Here is a 14,602-nt window from a genome sequence, read left to right on the forward strand (position 1 = left end):
ACGGTCCACGGCATGAGAGCTGTTCAGTTCACCGAGTACGGCCCGGCCGGTGTCGTCCACGTCACCGAGGTCGAGGCGCCGCACGCCGGGCCCGGCGAGATCCGCATCGCCGTGCGCGCGTCCGGGGTCTCGGCGGGAGAGACCCTCATCCGCTCCGGGAGGATGCGCGACATCGTGCCCACCGCGTTCCCCTACCGGACGGGCTTCGACGCCGCGGGCGTCGTCGACGAGGTCGGCGACGGGGTCAAGGGCGCCGGCGTCGGCGACGAGGTGTTCGGCATGACCGCGGTGACCAGGCGCGGCGCCAACGCCGATCACGTCGTCCTCACCGCCTGGGCGCCCCGGCCGGCCGCGTGGAGCTGGGCGGAGGCGGGCGGCGCGGCCGGCGCCGTCGAGACGTCCACCCGGGTGCTGGACCGGCTGGCGGTCGGCGCCGGGCACACCGTGCTGGTGCAGGGCGCGGCCGGGGGCGTCGGGACGATCGCGGTCCAGATGGCGGTGGCGCGCGGCGCCGCGGTCATCGGGACGGCGAGCGAGCGCAACCACGACTTCCTGCGCTCCCTCGGCGCGGAGCCCACCGCCTACGGGACGGGGCTGGCCGAACGGGTCCGCGCGCTGGCGCCGGCCGGGGTGGACGCGGTGTTCGACTGCGCCGGAGGGGCGCTGCCCGACCTGATCGCCGTCGCCGGGGACCCGGCGCGGGTGGTGACGATCGCCGACTTCCGCGCGGCGGCCCACGGCGTGCACATGTCGCACGGGGCGCCGGCCGGCGAGACGCGCGCGGCGCTCGGCGCCTCGGCGGACCCGCAGGCGGTGCACGGCCTGCAGATCGCGGTCGCGCTCGCCGGGGAGGGACGGCTGCGGGTGCCGGTCGCGGCGGCGTTCCCGCTCGCCGAGGCCGCGGCCGCGCACGAGCTGAGCGAGACCCGCCACGCCCGCGGCAAGATCGTCCTGATGCATTGACCGGAGATCCCGGTTCGGCTCCTCCACGGCGAAGGAGGCTGAGACACCTGGCGCAGAGCGTCCCACCTTGCAGTGCGCGACGGCCTCGCGTGGCGGTGGACGGTGCCCGCCGGGACTCCGATGACTCCCGGGTTCGCGGAGAGTCTCCTCTTGGGAAGACGACGGAAGGAGAACACGTGGCCAAGCTGCTGTACTCGGCGACGATGTCGCTCGACGGCTTCATCGCCGGACCGGGCGGTGACATGTCCTGGCTGACCGAGTACCTGGGCGAACCGGACCCGGCGGCCGAACGCCTGCTCGCGCGGGTCGGCGCGCTCCTGGTCGGCAACCGCACCTTCGGCGGCGACGACCCGAACAAGGGCACCGAGGCGGAGGGCGCGTTCGGCGGGCGGTACCACGGGCCGACGATCGTCCTGACGCACCGGCCGCCGGCCGAGCCCGTTCCGGGGGTCACGTTCGCCACCGACCTCACGACGGCGGTCGCGGAGGCCGAGACCGCCGCCGGGGACCGCTACGTCAACGTCCTGGGCGCGGACGTCGCCAGGCAGTGCATCGAGGCGGGGATCCTCGACGAGGTGCTCGTCCTCGTCGCCCCGGTGCTCCTCGGCGACGGGGTGCCGCTGTTCGACAACCCGGGCGGCGAGCGGGTGCGGCTGGAACCGCTCGCAGAGGAATCCGCGCACTGGTACCGCGTCGCGTACTGATGTACGCCTCGCGGGCGGGGCGGCGCCGGGTCACCACCGGGCGATGAGCGGCGTGTCCGGTTCGTGCTGCCGCCACGCCTCGGTGAGTCGGACGAGGCGGGTGGGGGCGGCGATGCCGCGGACGGTGGCGATCCTGCCGCCCGTGATGTCGAACGTCACGGCGCCGACGACCTGGCCGCCCAGCACGAAGAGGATGGCGGGGGTGCCGTTGACGAGCGCGTAGTGGACGGCGGGCGTGCCCCCGGCGAATCGCCGCTTCGCGGATGTGGGTGTGAAGCCGGCGCGTGCGACGGCGGCGATGCGTTGCGGAGTCTCGTACCGCAGCAGCGTCTCGGTCAGACCGGCGCCGTCGGAGATCGCGGTCGCGTCGTCGGTGAGCAGCGCCACCAGCGGTTCGGTGCGGCCCGAGGCGGCGGCGGTGAGGAATTCCTCGACGACCCTGCGGGCGGACGCCGGGTCGACTTCGCCGCCGCGGGGGCGCGCCGCGGTGATGCGGCGCCTGGCCCGGTGGAGGTGCTGCTGGCTTGCGGACTCGGTGATCCCGGTGATCTCGGCGATCTCTGCGTGGGTGTAGGAAAACGCTTCGCGCAGGAGGTAGACGGCCCGTTCGAGGGGTGACAGGCGCTCCATGAGAGTCAGGACGGCCAGGGATACCGATTCGCGCTGCTCGAAAGTGTCGGCCGGGCCGAGCATCGGGTCGCCGTCCAGGAGCGGTTCGGGGAGCCACGCGCCGGCGGTGCGTTCGCGGCGGGACTGCGCCGAGCGGAGCCGGTCGAGGCACAGGTTGGTGACGACCTTGGTCAGCCATGCCTCCGGGACCTCGATCCGCCGCCGGTCGGCGGCCTGCCAGTGCAGGAACGCGTCCTGCACGGCGTCCTCGGCGTCGGCGGCGGAGCCCAGCAGCCGGTAGGCCAGTGAGGCCAGCCGGATCCGGCTGGCCTCGAACCGGCCGGTGTCGAAGCGATCGGCGGCGGCGCTGTCCACGCGGAACACCCTACGAGGCGGCTACGCGGCCGCCTGCTCAGCGGACTCGGCCGCCTGCTCGGCGACCGCGTCCGGCGCGGCGGTCACGCGGCGCCTGCGCCTGGGCAGGCCGAAGGTCGGGTGCGAGGCGCCCCACAGCGCCCCCCTCTGGATGCCCGCCTTGACCCGCACGGCCTTCCGGCCGCCCAGGTACTTCGGCTTTGCCTGCGCCGCACTGTCGATCAGCTGCAGGATCCCGTCCCGCCGTCCGAGGCTGATGGCGTTGTACCGGTAGACCAGCTTGACGTTCGCGATCTCGCGACCGGTCAGGCGTCCCACGATCGCCTCGATGGCCTGCCGGCCGGTGTAGCCGGCCGAACCGCAGTTCATCGGAAGCGGCCGCCCGTTGTCGCCGAGGGTGTGGACGCTGTCGCCGACGGCGTAGACGTCCGGGTGCGAGACCGACCGCATGGTGCGGTCGACGATGATCTGACCGTTCTCGGTGACCTCGAGCCCGGCGGCGGCGGCGATGGGGCTGACCGCGAACCCGGCCGTCCACACGGTCGCGTCGGACGCCATGACGGTGCCGCCGGCGAACCGCGCCCGCGTGGCCTCGACGGCTTCGACGCTGGTGTGCTCCAGAACGGTGATGCCCAGCCGGTCGCAGGCCCGGCGCAGGTGGCCGCGGGCTCCGGCGGAGAGCCGCGCTCCCAGCTCGCCGCGGGCGAGGAGCGTCACCGACAGGCCGGGCCGGGATTCGGCGATCTCGGTGGCGGTCTCGATGCCCGTCAACCCGTCGCCGACGACCAGTACCCTCCCGCCTTCGCCTCGCCTGTCCAGGCCGTCCAGGCGCTCGCGGAGGCGCAGCGCCGAGGGCCGGCCGGCGACGTCGAAGGCGTGCTCGGCCACGCCGGGGACGCTCTGGTCGGCGGCACGGCTGCCGAGCGCGTACAGAAGCGTGTCGTAGCCGATCTCGCCGCCGCCGTCGGCGTCGGCCACGGCGACGACCCGGCGTTCAGGGGCGACGGCGGTGACACGGGCCAGGCGCAGCCGTATTCCCGTGCCCGCGAAGACGTCGGTGAGCTGCGGGGCCTCGATCTCCCGGCCGGCCGCCAGCTGGTTCAGCCGCTGCCGCTGGACGAAGTCGGGCACGGCGTTGACCACGGTGATCTCGGTGTCCGCCGGAGACAGCCGGCGGGCCAGGTTCCCGGCCACGTAGGCCCCGGCGTAGCCGGCGCCGAGAACGACGATGCGGTGCTTCATGTGATGCTCCTGTCGGTTCGTTCCGCTCTTCGTGAGTTGAGCGGGACAGGACCCCGATTCCTGACAGGACCCGCATATGACGCGGGTCACAGCGCGGAAAAGCGACGTCATGGTCTCGCGGGAACGGTGACGTCGGGAATCCGCCGGGGGCCGGCCGAGCGCGCCGGTTGGGTGGAATCCATGCTCACCACTTCGTCCGGCGACCGCGCCACGGCTGCGCGATCGGCACCGGCAGGCTGGCCGGCCGTGCTGTCGGTGACGGTCGGCATCTTCGCGATCGTCACCACCGAGATCCTGCCGATCGGGCTGCTGACGTCCATCGGGGCCGGCTTCACCGTCTCGGACGGGACGGCCGGGCTGATGATGACCCTGCCCGGATACCTGGCGGCGGTCTCCGCGCCCGCGCTCACCGTGATGACGGCGCGGATCGACCGGCGGATGATGCTGTGCACCTTCATGTTCCTGCTCGCGGCCGCGAACTTCATTGCCGCCGCCGCACCGGCGTACTGGGCGATGCTCGTCTCCCGCGTTCTCGTCGGGATCGTCATCGGCGGCTTCTGGTCGATCGGGGCGGGCCTGGCCGACCGGCTGGTCCCGGCGAGGTCCGCGCGGCGGGCGAAGGCGGTGGTCTTCTCGGCCGTGCCGCTCGGGTCGGTGCTCGGTGTCCCGCTGGGGACGCTGATCGGCGACCTGGCCGGATGGCGGACCAGTTTCGTGACGCTCGGCCTGGTGTCGGCGGCAGTCCTCATCGCGCTCGCCGTGCTGGTTCCGCCGCTGCCCGCCGAACACGTCACGCGGCTCAGCGTCCTGCGCAAGATGGTCCGCAGCGGCGGCACACGGCTCGCGCTGGTCGTGACCGTCCTCATCGTGCTCGCGCATTTCGGGACCTACACGTACGTGGCGCCGTTCCTCGAACGGGTCACGCACGTGTCGTCCGGCGCGATCACAGTGTTCCTGCTGGCGTACGGCGTTGCGGGCATCGCCGGGAACTTCGTGGCGGGCGCGGCCGTCGCGCGCCACCCGCGAGCCGCCTTCGCCGCCGCCGGGGCCTTGATCGCCGTCGCCACGCTGGCGCTGCCCTCGCTCGGGCGATCAGAGCCGGGCGCGGTCGTCCTGCTGATCGTGTGGGGCTTCGGCTACGGCGCCGTCCCGGTCTGCTCGCAGACCTGGTTCACCAGGGCCGCCCCGCACGCGCCGGAGGCGGCCTCGGTGCTGTTCACGGCGTCCTTCCAGGCGACGTTGTCGACCGGTGCCCTGGCGGGCGGCATCGTCCTGGACGCCACGTCCGTCCAAACGGTCATGGCACTCGGCGGAGCCACCGCCGTGGCCATGGTGGTCACAGCGGGACGGCGAGCACGCCCAACCGAAGACCCCGAATGACGTGACGCGGCCGGGGCGCACCGGCCCTGCCTGGTCGCCGTCACCCGTGGCTCAGGGCCGCGGTCCCCCGCGAAGCGGGTTCACGTTCGGACGTGGCGCGAGCCCTCAAGTCCGCGCTCCGCAGGCACGGCGCGGACGCCGCCTTGGCCGAGCGCGCCATCGCCCTGTGCCACCTCATCGACCTGGCCACGGTCCTCGGCGAGCCCACCGGCCCCTGGCTCGCCGATCTGCGTGCTCTGGAACTCGCCCAGGACGACAGGAAACGCATCGAGTCCGAACTCGGGCATCTCACCGGACTCCAGGAATGGCTCCCTTCACGTTGATGAGTGCGGCTCCCTGCTCGAGCCGGGCTCCAGCACCGTGTGGGGCCTAGAAGTCGTTCGTGGTCAAGGCTCCTGATCACGGCAAGCGGCGCCGGAACACGTTCGTACGGTGAGGCCGGTTGTCGTGCGTAGAACCAGGCAGCGTGTGCCTGCCTGGGCGTCCGTGGGCGGCACCGGAGACCGGACGCAAACGGGCACAGCACCGGGGGTACGGGGCCGAGCCGACATGCGAGCCGGGCCCGCACGGACGCCCCACGCACGAAGCCCCCGGCCCCTGGGCTTCGGTCGGGCCGAGGGCTCTGTCTCGTCGGAGCTCAGGCCAGGTCGAGGCCGCCGGTCTTGACCTGGGTCGCGAACGTCCGCCAGGCGGACGGGTCGAACACCGGCTTCGGCCCGTCCGGGTCCTTGGAGTCCCGCACCGCCACGGCCGCCGCCAAGCCCGCCACCTCGACGCACGCCCCACCGGAGCTGTCACTCTTGCTGCTCTTCTGCAACTCCGCCTCGGGCGCTGTCACCATAGACGCAACCTCAGGGACGCGTGGGACAGGAACGTGGTGATGCCGCGGGTGCGATGGCCCGCGCGGGTCGGTCGCCGGCGCCTTGCCGCCCGCGTAGAAGCTCGTCCGGGTCGCCGGCTGTGGCGGAGAGGCCGACCCGCTGGATGGGACGGCGGGCAAGGCGGACGCCGCCGTGCCAGAGCGCGGCGCGGGGTCCTATCGAGCCGGCATAGGTCTCCAAGCGCGGCAGCGGAGGAAATGCCGCCGCCTCCGTGGTGCACCCGCGGCGGGGCGAGCAGAACCGCGTCGGAACCGGTTCCCGTCGCCGTCCTTGCGGTAGCCGCGCAGCGCGGGCGGCGAACGGTGGTGTGGTCCGCGCCACGGACGCGAGCCGCCGCTCCATCAGCTCATCGCCGTGCAGGTACTCCGCGTTCGACTTGTTCGCGCGCGCGGAGGCCTTCACCAGGTCAGCGACTCCCGGAACGCCCGCGCCAGGCTCGGCGTGACGACGTGCTCCTCGATCCGCTGCTCGGCCTCGTCGAACCCGCCGGTCAGCTCGACCTTGTAGTCACCGGCGAGGATCTCTTCGGGTATTTCCAGCACGTCCCGCAGGTAAAGCTCCGCCACCCCACGACTCCCAGCACGCGCCCCCGACCCGTGAGACGCGCCTCAAAGATAGTCCTTGACCTCCCGTTGGGAGGCTGGGAGCCGAGGTGTCGGTCGGGACGGTGCTCAATGGCGCCGCTGACGCCTCTCCAGGGCCTTGGCACGGGCCCGGCGTTGGGGGGCCAGGGTGTCGACGAGCACTCCGGCGCCTTCGCTGGGGCTGGCGTTCCAGCCGCGAAGCTTGTCGGCCACCTTCCTCAGCCGCGCGTCGTCGGGCCGGACGTCGATCTGGAAGTGCGATTCATCCGGGGTGGCGAAGTCGCCGCCCCATTTCACAACACCCTCGCAGTCCGCAAGGATGTCACGGATGGTGACCATCTGGTGCGGGAAGAAGCCGCCCTTCGCGCCCGCCGGGTACCAGCCCGGCCGGATGTCGACCGCCGTGCCCGACGCGTGGTTGCCCTCCCAGCGGCGCGGGAACCGCAGCTGCGGAGCCGATGACCTCGCTGTTCTCCAGAGTGTCGATCTCGTAGTGGTAGCGGCGGATCACATGGGTGAGCACGGTCGCGACGTCGCCGATGCGCAAGGCGACGGAGACGTCGCTGCCGGGCGCCGTCTTGGTCAGACCGAGCCTCCGGCGTCGGTGGCCTTCTCCATCGCCCATCCGTTGGCGCTGCGCCGGCCCGTCTCGACCCTGGCTCTGGCCTTCTTGATGGCCTTCTTGAGGGCGGCCTCCTTCTTCGGGCCGGGCGTCGCCGCGGCGGGCGCCGTCAATGCCGCGACGCCCGAGGTGGTGATTCCGGCGACCATGGCGGTGCCGGCCGCTCCATGGAGTACCGCGCGTCGGGTGGGTGTATCGTCGTTGCTCTTCATCGCAGAAATGTCCTTTCGACGGTTAGCGCCACCGGATCGAATCCCAGAGACCAGGGCTGGCGATGACCAAGAGGCCGGGGAGGACGAGCAGTGCCGCGGCGATCGGCCAGTACCACTTCTTCGCGAACGGCCATATCCGCACGAGGAAGTAGTTGGCGATACCCGAGATCACCGCGAACGTGAACAGGAAGAAGCCCGTGTACGCGAACGGAAGGACGATTCCCTCGTCGAAGGTGGGATCGCGGTGGACGAATCCCAGACTCGCGAGAAGCGTGTTCTGCAGAACGTACCAGGTGATGCCGATCGGGTATATTCCGGCATATCCGAGAACAAGGTTCACAGCCGGACCCACCGCCGTTCGGGCGACGTTGCGGGGCGGCCGGCGGCCCTGTGGTCGACTGAGTAGTTCCGGGAATTGATGGCGGTCGCCGCGAAGATCTGCCCCAGCCCAGTACTTCCGTCCATCTTTCCGCCGACCCCGTTCTGGTAGTGCTGGCGCACCAGTTCATCGGACACGATGTCAAGGTCCGAATAGTGCCATATCTCCCACAGGAGCGGCACCTGGATCAGCGACTTGCGCATTCTCAGCGTGCGGGCCAGGTTGGTGATCAGGCGGTCGTAGGCCATAAGGATCCGAAAGGACTCCTCCGTAGGGTACGGCTGGCCGACGCCGGACTCCTCGATCCCGATTGTCGAGAAGTAGTGCCGGATGTCGGAGAGCAGTGTGCCGAGGTACTGCGAGTCGAAGGGTACGTCAAGTTCCTCGGATATCCCGGGGCTGTCGAAGCTGCTCTGCCCATTGTCGCGTCCGGAGACGATGTTGTTGTCGATCTCGACGCGCCCGTCGCCGGAGCCGACGACGATCGTCGCGATCTGGTCGAAGGCCCAGTCCTCGGGCATGGGGTATCCGAGGTTGCCGCTGAACCCGGTCGACATGTCCGAGACGAAGCTCGCAGAGGTCAGGCCCTGCGCAGCGACCCGGCTGCACACGTTCCGGGGCCCGTGGACGCCCATCGTGTAGCCGCCGCCGTACTCGTCGATGGACTGCTTGATCCCGCGGAAGTGCGGGATGATGTTGCTGGTGACGTCGGCGTCGATGGCGTCGTAGTCGACGGCGAAGTAGATGCGGGTACCCGGCTTGAACCCGTGGTGCCGCGCCCACACGATGGCGTCGAAGCCGTCGGCCGCGCCCTGCTTGGAGTTGAAGTAGGTGACGGCCCCGCCGTAGGTCTGGTAGATCGGGAAGACCCGGAGCCCGTGGCCGGCGATCGTGGTCAGCTCGAAGGGCTGGATCTTCTTGTTCAGCGTGGTGCCGGCGACGTTGCACAGGTAGCGGCCCACGATCTGGTAGCCCGCGGCCTTGAGGGCGAGGGCGCGCGGCGTGGTGATCTCGGTGACGCAGTCGAGCGCCGTCCCCCTGCGCGTTGGGTCGCCGGTGGACACCAGCAGCGACGCCCATGTCTGGAAGTCTCCCCGGCCGGTGACCGGGAGCTTGACGAAGGACTGGAAGGAACGTGCCGCGTCGGCGAGGCCGGCGGTGAAGGTGCCGGTGAACGCCACGCCGCTGCGGCGGTTGAATATCATCGCCGCGCTGAACAGGTTCACCCAGACCCCGGACGACCCCTGAGAGAGGGTGTTCTCCTGCAGCCCCGCCTTGGTCCCCGGTCCGAAGACCCCGTTGGCGACGTCGTCGCTCATGCCCAGTTCATACTGGATGGCGAGCATCAGTGCCTTCTGGACGTCCCGGGAGAAGTGACCGTCGCACGGGATGACGAAGAAGTTCCGCCGGTGGATGTACCGGGCGTTCATCCATCTCTGGATGGTGCGGATCGTGCCGGAGCCGCCACTCACGACGACGTAGGCGTCCATGTTGAGCAGGCCCTTGAAGACCTTGGGCATGGTCGCGTCGCCGGGGTAGGCGCCGTCGACTCCCATGTCGACCTTGAGGCTGGTGACGGCGGCGGACACCCGGTCGTTGTGGACCCCGTCGATCTCGCCGCCGTCGTAGCCCTTGCAGTACAGGCCCGACTGCAGGATCCGGATGATGTTCGCGGGCGGGATCGACGTCTGGCTGATCGTGGGCCACTTCGCCTGCAGGGTGCTCAGCGTCGTCGGTCCGAAACTGTCGGACAGTCCGGTGATGCCCAGTTCGTGCTGGAGGCAGCGGGTGAGGCGCGAGGAGTCCGACGACGGCGCCGATGAGTGGGGCGGGGAAGACCGACATCGGCTCCAGCACGGCCGTCCACTGCTTGGCGAGTGCGACGGCCACGACCGTGGTGATCGCGAGGGCCGTGCCGATCAGCCCGCCGAGGAGCCCGAGGGCAGTCGATTCGACGAGGAACTGGACGGCGATGTGCCGGGGCCGGGCGCCGAGCGCCCGGCGGAGCCCGATCTCGCTGGTCCGCTCGAACACCGCCACGACGGTGGTGTTGGCGATGCCGACGGCCCCGATCACCAGGCAGATGGCCGCGAGCAGCAGGAACAGGCCGGTGAGCTCGTCGGTCACCTTGCCGCGCAGGACCTTGGGGGCGGGCGGGGGGATCGCGGTGACGAGGCCGGGCCGGTCGGGCCGCAGGGCGCGCGGTGCGAGATCAGCGATGACCTCGGCCGCGCCGAGCCGCGTCCTGATGATCATCTGACCCTGGCCGTCGACGGGCGGTGGGCCGAAGACGCGCCTGGCCGTCGGGCGCGGGATGACGACGCCGGCCAGCAGTTCCGGAAGCTGCTCGGTGTCGCCGATGATACCGATCACGGTGAACGCGCGGTCGTTGATGAACACCGCCGGACCGGCGTCGAGCCGGGTGATGCCGAGCCGCTTGGCGGCCGTGGCGCCGAGCACGGCGACTGGCTCGGCCCGTCCCTCGTGGAAGGCGTTGAACGGCACGCCCTGGGTGACCGTCGCCTCGGCCGCGCCGAGGGTTCCGGCGAAGACGGGGGTGATCCCGCCCATGTCGGCTTCGGCCCCCTGCCGGACGATGGGGGACGCGCTGATGAGCGGGGCGCCGCCGAACCGGATCTGCCGCCAGGTGCCCGCCGTGACCACGCCGTTGAGACGGCCCACCCGGCGATCGCTGTCGGCCGGGATCGTCTCGGCGGCGGCGTCGCCCGGACTGCCGGCGGCGTGGTCCGGGGCAGCCTGCCCGTCGGCGGCCGTGACGATGACCGTGGTGGCGGTCAGGGAGTTGAACTGCTTGCTGATCTGCCCCGACGCCGTCGCCGTCAGGCCGAGGACCGCGACGAACGCGCCCACGCCGAGGACCGTCCCCAGCATGGTCAGCGCCGATCTGACCGGCCGCTGGGTGAGGCCGGCGCCCGCCTCGGTGACGAGGTCCCGCCAGCCGAGCCGGGACGGCGGGACGGGCGCACGCCAGGGTGTCCGGGACCGTTTCACCGCGCCGCCTCGTCGGTGAGCCGCCCGTCCCTGATCGTCACGAGCCGTCCGGCCCGTCCGGCCACGGCGGGATCGTGGGTGATGGTGAGCACCGTCTGCCCGGCCGCGTGCAGTTCTTCGAGCAGCCCCAGGATGGTGGCCGCGGTCGCCGTGTCGAGATTGCCCGTCGGTTCGTCGCAGAGCAGCAGGCGCGGCCTGTTCACCAATGCCCGTGCGATCGCGACGCGCTGCCGCTCGCCGCCGGAGAGCGTGGTCGGCAGGGCGTCCATGCGGTGCTCCAGCCCGACCTGGCGCAGCGCCGACCTCGCCGCGTCCAGGCGGCGTGCGCGTGATGTCTTGCCGTACAGCTGGGCCAGCAGGACGTTCTCCAGCGCACTGTGGTGCGGGAGCAGATGGAACGACTGGAAGACGAACCCGATCCGCTGGCCGCGGACGGCGGCCCGCTCGGCGTCGCGCAGATCCGCCATGTCCAGGCCGTCGAGTCCGTAACTGCCGTCCGTGGGCCGGTCCAGTAGGCCGAGCAGGTTGAGCAGGGTCGACTTCCCAGAGCCGGAGGGGGCCGGCGGTCCCCGGGCGTGAACTCCAGGTGGGCGGTCTCGGCGGGTCTCACACCGATGAGCCGCCGGTACAGGCGGCGCGCGGGGCCGAACCGTCCGGCGAGCACCCGCCGCTCAGGCGTGAGGGGCGCCCCGTCCCGGCGCCGCTACTTCGCGGCCAGGCCGCGCAGCGCGAGGTCCACGTGGTGTCCGACCGTGTCGGGTTCGGAGTCGAGGATCAGCGGTGTGATGCGGACGAACCCGAGCAGTTGGTACGCGATGTCGCGGGCGGTCACATCGGCGGCGAGGGTGTGGTCGGTGCGGGAGCGGTCGACGGCGTCCTGACCGACTCTGGTGAGGGGCGCGACGCACCGCCGGAGATCCGCGTCCGCCGGTGAGCAGGACTCCCGCAGAGCGGCGATCGCGGAGGGCATGGGGCGGCGCTTGGCGCGCCGCTTCCTGGAGGCCGGCGACGCAGCGGGCGCGGGCGGGTCCGGTTCCCATACTTCGGCGGATGATATATCGTTCCCCGTATGGTCAAACGAACCACGGTGATGAGCGAGCCCACGTACTTCGTGCTGGCCGCGCTGCTGGACGGGCCGGTACACGGCTACGGGATCATCAAGAAGGCTCAGGAGCAGTCGGGCGGGCGGGTCCGGCTGGCCGTCGGCACCCTCTACGGCGCACTCGACCGGTTGGCGGGCGACGGGCTGATCGTCGTGGACCGGGAAGAGGTCGTCCAGGGCCGTCCGCGCCGCTACTACCGGCTGACCGAGGACGGGCGCCTGGCCGTCACCCGGGAGGCTTCGCGGTTGGAGCAGGCCGCCCGGGTCGTCACGGGCCGCATCTTCCCGGCGACGGGGGACGCCGGAGCATGAGCCGATCATTCGCCGAACGCTGGTACCGGCTGTTCCTCACCGCGTTCCCGCCCGGCCACCGCGCCGAGTACGGCGCCGAGATCGTCGGCACGCTGCTGGCCGACGGCCCGCGCCGCGTTCCCTCGGCGCGGGAGACGGCCGGACTCCTCGCCGCGGGCTCGGCCGCGCGGGTCCGGGCGGCCACCGCCACGCCGTGGTGGACCGACGGCCTGCAACTCGGCTTGCTGATGCTGGCGCTGGCCAGCCTGGTGGACGGCGTAGGCGACCATGCGCCGCCCTGGTGGCTGGCTGCTTCGGCAGTGCTGGTGGGCGCGCTGCTGCGCGGCTGGGCACTGGTGGCCCTGCCGCTCGCCCTCGCCGTGGCGTTCACGACCAGCCGGGCCATGCTGCTGGGAGCCGAGACGGCGTCCTGGCCGCCGCAGTACTTCGGGCCCGCGTACCACAACTGGATCTCGCTGGCCCCCTACGGCGTGCTGGCGCTCGGGGCCGTGATCCTCGCGGTCGGCCGGTCGGACCGGCCACGGAGACTTCGCGCGCGCCCGCTGTGGTGGCTGGTTATCCCCGCAGCCGCTGTGGTGCTCGCCTACCTGCCCGGGATCCGCGAGTACGGCCAGACCTGGCAGGTGGCCAGGGCGGGCACCGAGTGCGCCATCCTGTTCGCCGGGGTGCTGGCCACCGCGATCGCGCGCAGCCCGCGCTGGGCGCTGGCGGCGGCCGTCTACGTCCTGCCCGGCGTGGCCTCCCCCCTGGCCAACCCGCCGCCGAACGCGCAGGACGTCGCCTACTGGTCTACCCTCACCGGGCTCCTGCTCGCCATGGCCGCGACAGCATGGCGGCCCCAGCCCATCCCCGAGCGGCGCCATCCGCGATAGCGGAACGCGGAGCCGCACCGTTGACGGGCGCCATCGACACTCCGAGGACGGCGCGGCCCGCATCCGCTCGTCCTCCAGGGGTGGCCCCGGATGCCCTGACGGCTCACAGGCCGTAGACCCGCCCCGGAGGGAAGCCGGTTCCCGATCGGGGCCGTCGATCACGTCGCGGGTACGCCGCAGGGCCTGTGCCCAGCCGCGTTCAACGGCGACCGTGCTGCGGTGATCCAGCGCCGTCCTCCGTTGACCTGCGGCGTGTTGTTGCTATGGCCAGGCCGATAACAACAACACGCCGCAAGTGAACCGGTGCTCTGGCGGGGCGGTGTCTGAAAGGTCGGGTTCCGCTCCGTTGACGCGCGAGGATGTTGGTCGACCTGCGGATCGGGCGCTCCGTGTCCCTGGCTGGCGTTGATCTTGTCTCACGGGTGTGCACAGGTTGCCGCTTGCGCTCGCTGTTCGCGGGCCATGTGCGGGCCATGTGCGGGCCATGTGCGGGCCATGTGCGGGCCATGGCCTGGAACGGTCGTCGCTGGTCACGGCCGTCTACGGGCGCCTGGCCGCGGTGGTCAGGGGGCTCGGCAGCCCGGGAGCCGGTGCAGGGTGACCTCGCGCTTTTCCGGCTCCCGAATGATGCTGAACTCGATGCATTCGGCGGCTTCGACCTGTCCGGTCGGGGTGAGGGAGATGTAGTCGGCGACGGCGATGGTCTCGGTGACGCTCTCCCGCTGGAAGGACCACAGGGCACTCAGGTCGCCGGTGACCACGGGCCGCGCCCGCTCCCGCGTGACGGGCCCGCTCTTGTTCGCGGCGGCAAGTGCGGCGCGGGTCTCCTCGGCGGCCTCCCGGATCCGCGCCGTCGCCTGGCCGGGGGCGGAGGGCGGACGGGCGCACCGGTCCTGCTCGATCGCTCTCACCCGCGCTTTCGGGCCGCGTTCGACGGCGAAGCGGTAGCAGAAGTCCGTCACGGTCCTGGCGCCGAAGCTGCCGTACCCGAGATGCTCGACGTCGATCCGCGTGCCGTCCGCGTCGTCGGCGAAGAGCAGCAGCCGGACATGGGACGCTTCCGCGGTGCGCAGCGCGGCGTGCGCGTCGAGGCCGCCCGCGCGGGCCGCCGCCTCCAGGCCGGCGGTCATCGTCTCCTCGACCCGCCGTTCTGCGTCGCGCGTCGGCCCGTCCAGCCACCACGGCAGCCAGAAGCACAGCAGGAGGAGGACGAAGGCGGGCGCGACGGCGACGGTGACGCAACCGATCTGCGCGAGCCTCCTCAAACTGATCATCGGGGTCGGGGTGGCATCGGGCCGGCCGAAGGACATGGGCGTGATTGTCCCGCCCGAAGCAGGACACGCGGAGCGCGGC

The 14,602-nt window shown here is 71.7% G+C and carries 17 protein-coding genes and 2 pseudogenes; 6 read left to right on the top strand and 13 right to left on the bottom strand.

Annotated features, from left to right (window positions below; translation table 11 throughout):
* Positions 1-12 precede the first annotated feature (12 nt).
* Together ACA511_RS24790 and ACA511_RS24795 are read left to right on the top strand one after the other, a co-directional pair.
* Positions 13-963, top strand: coding sequence for an NADP-dependent oxidoreductase (locus ACA511_RS24790; protein WP_375026988.1), 951 nt, complete (start codon positions 13-15; stop codon positions 961-963).
* Positions 964-1,139: 176 nt separating this feature from the next.
* Complete coding sequence (locus ACA511_RS24795) at positions 1,140-1,667, top strand: dihydrofolate reductase family protein (protein WP_375026989.1); 528 nt, start codon at positions 1,140-1,142, stop codon at positions 1,665-1,667.
* A 30-nt stretch (positions 1,668-1,697) separates the two neighbouring features.
* On the opposite strand, the gene ACA511_RS24800 is transcribed toward ACA511_RS24795, so the two are convergent.
* Positions 1,698-2,651 carry a sigma-70 family RNA polymerase sigma factor gene (locus ACA511_RS24800; protein WP_375026990.1) on the bottom strand — a complete coding sequence of 318 codons (954 nt, stop codon included), beginning with the start codon at positions 2,649-2,651 and terminating at the stop codon, positions 1,698-1,700.
* Between the two features lie 21 nt (positions 2,652-2,672).
* Complete coding sequence (locus ACA511_RS24805) at positions 2,673-3,893, bottom strand: NAD(P)/FAD-dependent oxidoreductase (protein WP_375026991.1); 1,221 nt, start codon at positions 3,891-3,893, stop codon at positions 2,673-2,675.
* A 246-nt stretch (positions 3,894-4,139) separates the two neighbouring features.
* On the opposite strand from ACA511_RS24805, the gene ACA511_RS24810 reads away from it, so the two are divergent.
* Positions 4,140-5,273 (top strand): MFS transporter, encoded by a 1,134-nt coding sequence (locus tag ACA511_RS24810; RefSeq protein WP_375026992.1) that lies wholly within the window; start codon positions 4,140-4,142, stop codon positions 5,271-5,273.
* 92 nt (positions 5,274-5,365) lie between these two features.
* The gene (locus ACA511_RS24815) at positions 5,366-5,596 is read left to right on the top strand and encodes a hypothetical protein (protein ID WP_375026993.1); all 231 of its coding nucleotides are present in this window, start codon (positions 5,366-5,368) and stop codon (positions 5,594-5,596) included.
* Between the two features lie 314 nt (positions 5,597-5,910).
* Here the strand turns inward: ACA511_RS24815 and ACA511_RS24820 are convergent, their stop codons facing one another.
* The 10 genes and pseudogenes from ACA511_RS24820 to ACA511_RS24865 all read right to left on the bottom strand — a co-directional run bounded on the left by ACA511_RS24820 (position 5,911) and on the right by ACA511_RS24865 (position 11,933).
* Positions 5,911-6,114, bottom strand: a complete 204-nt coding sequence (locus ACA511_RS24820) for a DUF397 domain-containing protein (protein ID WP_375026994.1) — start codon at positions 6,112-6,114, stop codon at positions 5,911-5,913.
* Positions 6,115-6,552: 438 nt separating this feature from the next.
* Positions 6,553-6,720: a hypothetical protein gene (locus tag ACA511_RS24825; protein WP_375026995.1), complete on the bottom strand. Its 168-nt coding sequence runs from the start codon at positions 6,718-6,720 to the stop codon at positions 6,553-6,555.
* A 105-nt stretch (positions 6,721-6,825) separates the two neighbouring features.
* Positions 6,826-7,131 carry a hypothetical protein gene (locus ACA511_RS24830; RefSeq protein ID WP_375027490.1) on the bottom strand — a complete coding sequence of 102 codons (306 nt, stop codon included), beginning with the start codon at positions 7,129-7,131 and terminating at the stop codon, positions 6,826-6,828.
* Positions 7,061-7,363, bottom strand: coding sequence for a hypothetical protein (locus ACA511_RS24835; RefSeq protein ID WP_375026996.1), 303 nt, complete (start codon positions 7,361-7,363; stop codon positions 7,061-7,063). Before ACA511_RS24835 ends, ACA511_RS24830 begins: the two co-directional genes overlap by 71 nt.
* Positions 7,321-7,572: a hypothetical protein gene (locus tag ACA511_RS24840; protein ID WP_375026997.1), complete on the bottom strand. Its 252-nt coding sequence runs from the start codon at positions 7,570-7,572 to the stop codon at positions 7,321-7,323. Before ACA511_RS24840 ends, ACA511_RS24835 begins: the two co-directional genes overlap by 43 nt.
* Before the next feature lie 22 nt (positions 7,573-7,594).
* Positions 7,595-7,912, bottom strand: a complete 318-nt coding sequence (locus ACA511_RS24845) for a hypothetical protein (RefSeq protein WP_375026998.1) — start codon at positions 7,910-7,912, stop codon at positions 7,595-7,597.
* Entirely contained in the window at positions 7,909-9,507 is a 1,599-nt protein-coding gene (locus tag ACA511_RS24850) for a glycoside hydrolase domain-containing protein (protein WP_375026999.1), read from the bottom strand. The genes ACA511_RS24845 and ACA511_RS24850 overlap by 4 nt, the downstream gene beginning before the upstream one ends.
* Before the next feature lie 253 nt (positions 9,508-9,760).
* Positions 9,761-10,843, bottom strand: a pseudogene (locus ACA511_RS24855) (ABC transporter permease); the annotation flags it as partial.
* A 116-nt stretch (positions 10,844-10,959) separates the two neighbouring features.
* Positions 10,960-11,508: pseudogene (locus ACA511_RS24860) on the bottom strand (ABC transporter ATP-binding protein); the annotation flags it as partial.
* Between the two features lie 158 nt (positions 11,509-11,666).
* Positions 11,667-11,933 (bottom strand): hypothetical protein, encoded by a 267-nt coding sequence (locus ACA511_RS24865; RefSeq protein ID WP_375027000.1) that lies wholly within the window; start codon positions 11,931-11,933, stop codon positions 11,667-11,669.
* Between the two features lie 99 nt (positions 11,934-12,032).
* Here ACA511_RS24865 and ACA511_RS24870 point away from each other — a divergent pair, with 99 nt between their 5' ends.
* Positions 12,033-12,377, top strand: coding sequence for a PadR family transcriptional regulator (locus ACA511_RS24870; protein WP_375027001.1), 345 nt, complete (start codon positions 12,033-12,035; stop codon positions 12,375-12,377).
* Entirely contained in the window at positions 12,374-13,249 is an 876-nt protein-coding gene (locus tag ACA511_RS24875) for a hypothetical protein (protein WP_375027002.1), read from the top strand. The genes ACA511_RS24870 and ACA511_RS24875 overlap by 4 nt, the downstream gene beginning before the upstream one ends.
* Positions 13,250-13,812: 563 nt before the next feature.
* Here ACA511_RS24875 and ACA511_RS24880 read toward each other — a convergent pair.
* The gene (locus tag ACA511_RS24880) at positions 13,813-14,523 is read right to left on the bottom strand and encodes a hypothetical protein (protein WP_375027003.1); all 711 of its coding nucleotides are present in this window, start codon (positions 14,521-14,523) and stop codon (positions 13,813-13,815) included.
* Positions 14,524-14,602: the final 79 nt, after the last annotated feature.

Source organism: Actinomadura sp. GTD37 (genome assembly GCF_041951365.1).
Taxonomy (GTDB): domain Bacteria; phylum Actinomycetota; class Actinomycetes; order Streptosporangiales; family Streptosporangiaceae; genus Spirillospora.

Coding starts and splice junctions, on each gene's coding strand:
- ACA511_RS24790 (WP_375026988.1), top strand. CDS start 13: ATGAGAGCTGTTCAGTTCACCGAGTACGGCCCGGCCGGTGTCGTCCAC.
- ACA511_RS24880 (WP_375027003.1), bottom strand. CDS start 14,523: ATGATCAGTTTGAGGAGGCTCGCGCAGATCGGTTGCGTCACCGTCGCC.
- ACA511_RS24870 (WP_375027001.1), top strand. CDS start 12,033: ATGGTCAAACGAACCACGGTGATGAGCGAGCCCACGTACTTCGTGCTG.
- ACA511_RS24850 (WP_375026999.1), bottom strand. CDS start 9,507: ATGGGAGTCGACGGCGCCTACCCCGGCGACGCGACCATGCCCAAGGTC.
- ACA511_RS24865 (WP_375027000.1), bottom strand. CDS start 11,933: ATGCCCTCCGCGATCGCCGCTCTGCGGGAGTCCTGCTCACCGGCGGAC.
- ACA511_RS24840 (WP_375026997.1), bottom strand. CDS start 7,572: ATGAAGAGCAACGACGATACACCCACCCGACGCGCGGTACTCCATGGA.
- ACA511_RS24805 (WP_375026991.1), bottom strand. CDS start 3,893: ATGAAGCACCGCATCGTCGTTCTCGGCGCCGGCTACGCCGGGGCCTAC.
- ACA511_RS24835 (WP_375026996.1), bottom strand. CDS start 7,363: ATGGGCGATGGAGAAGGCCACCGACGCCGGAGGCTCGGTCTGACCAAG.
- ACA511_RS24875 (WP_375027002.1), top strand. CDS start 12,374: ATGAGCCGATCATTCGCCGAACGCTGGTACCGGCTGTTCCTCACCGCG.
- ACA511_RS24820 (WP_375026994.1), bottom strand. CDS start 6,114: ATGGTGACAGCGCCCGAGGCGGAGTTGCAGAAGAGCAGCAAGAGTGAC.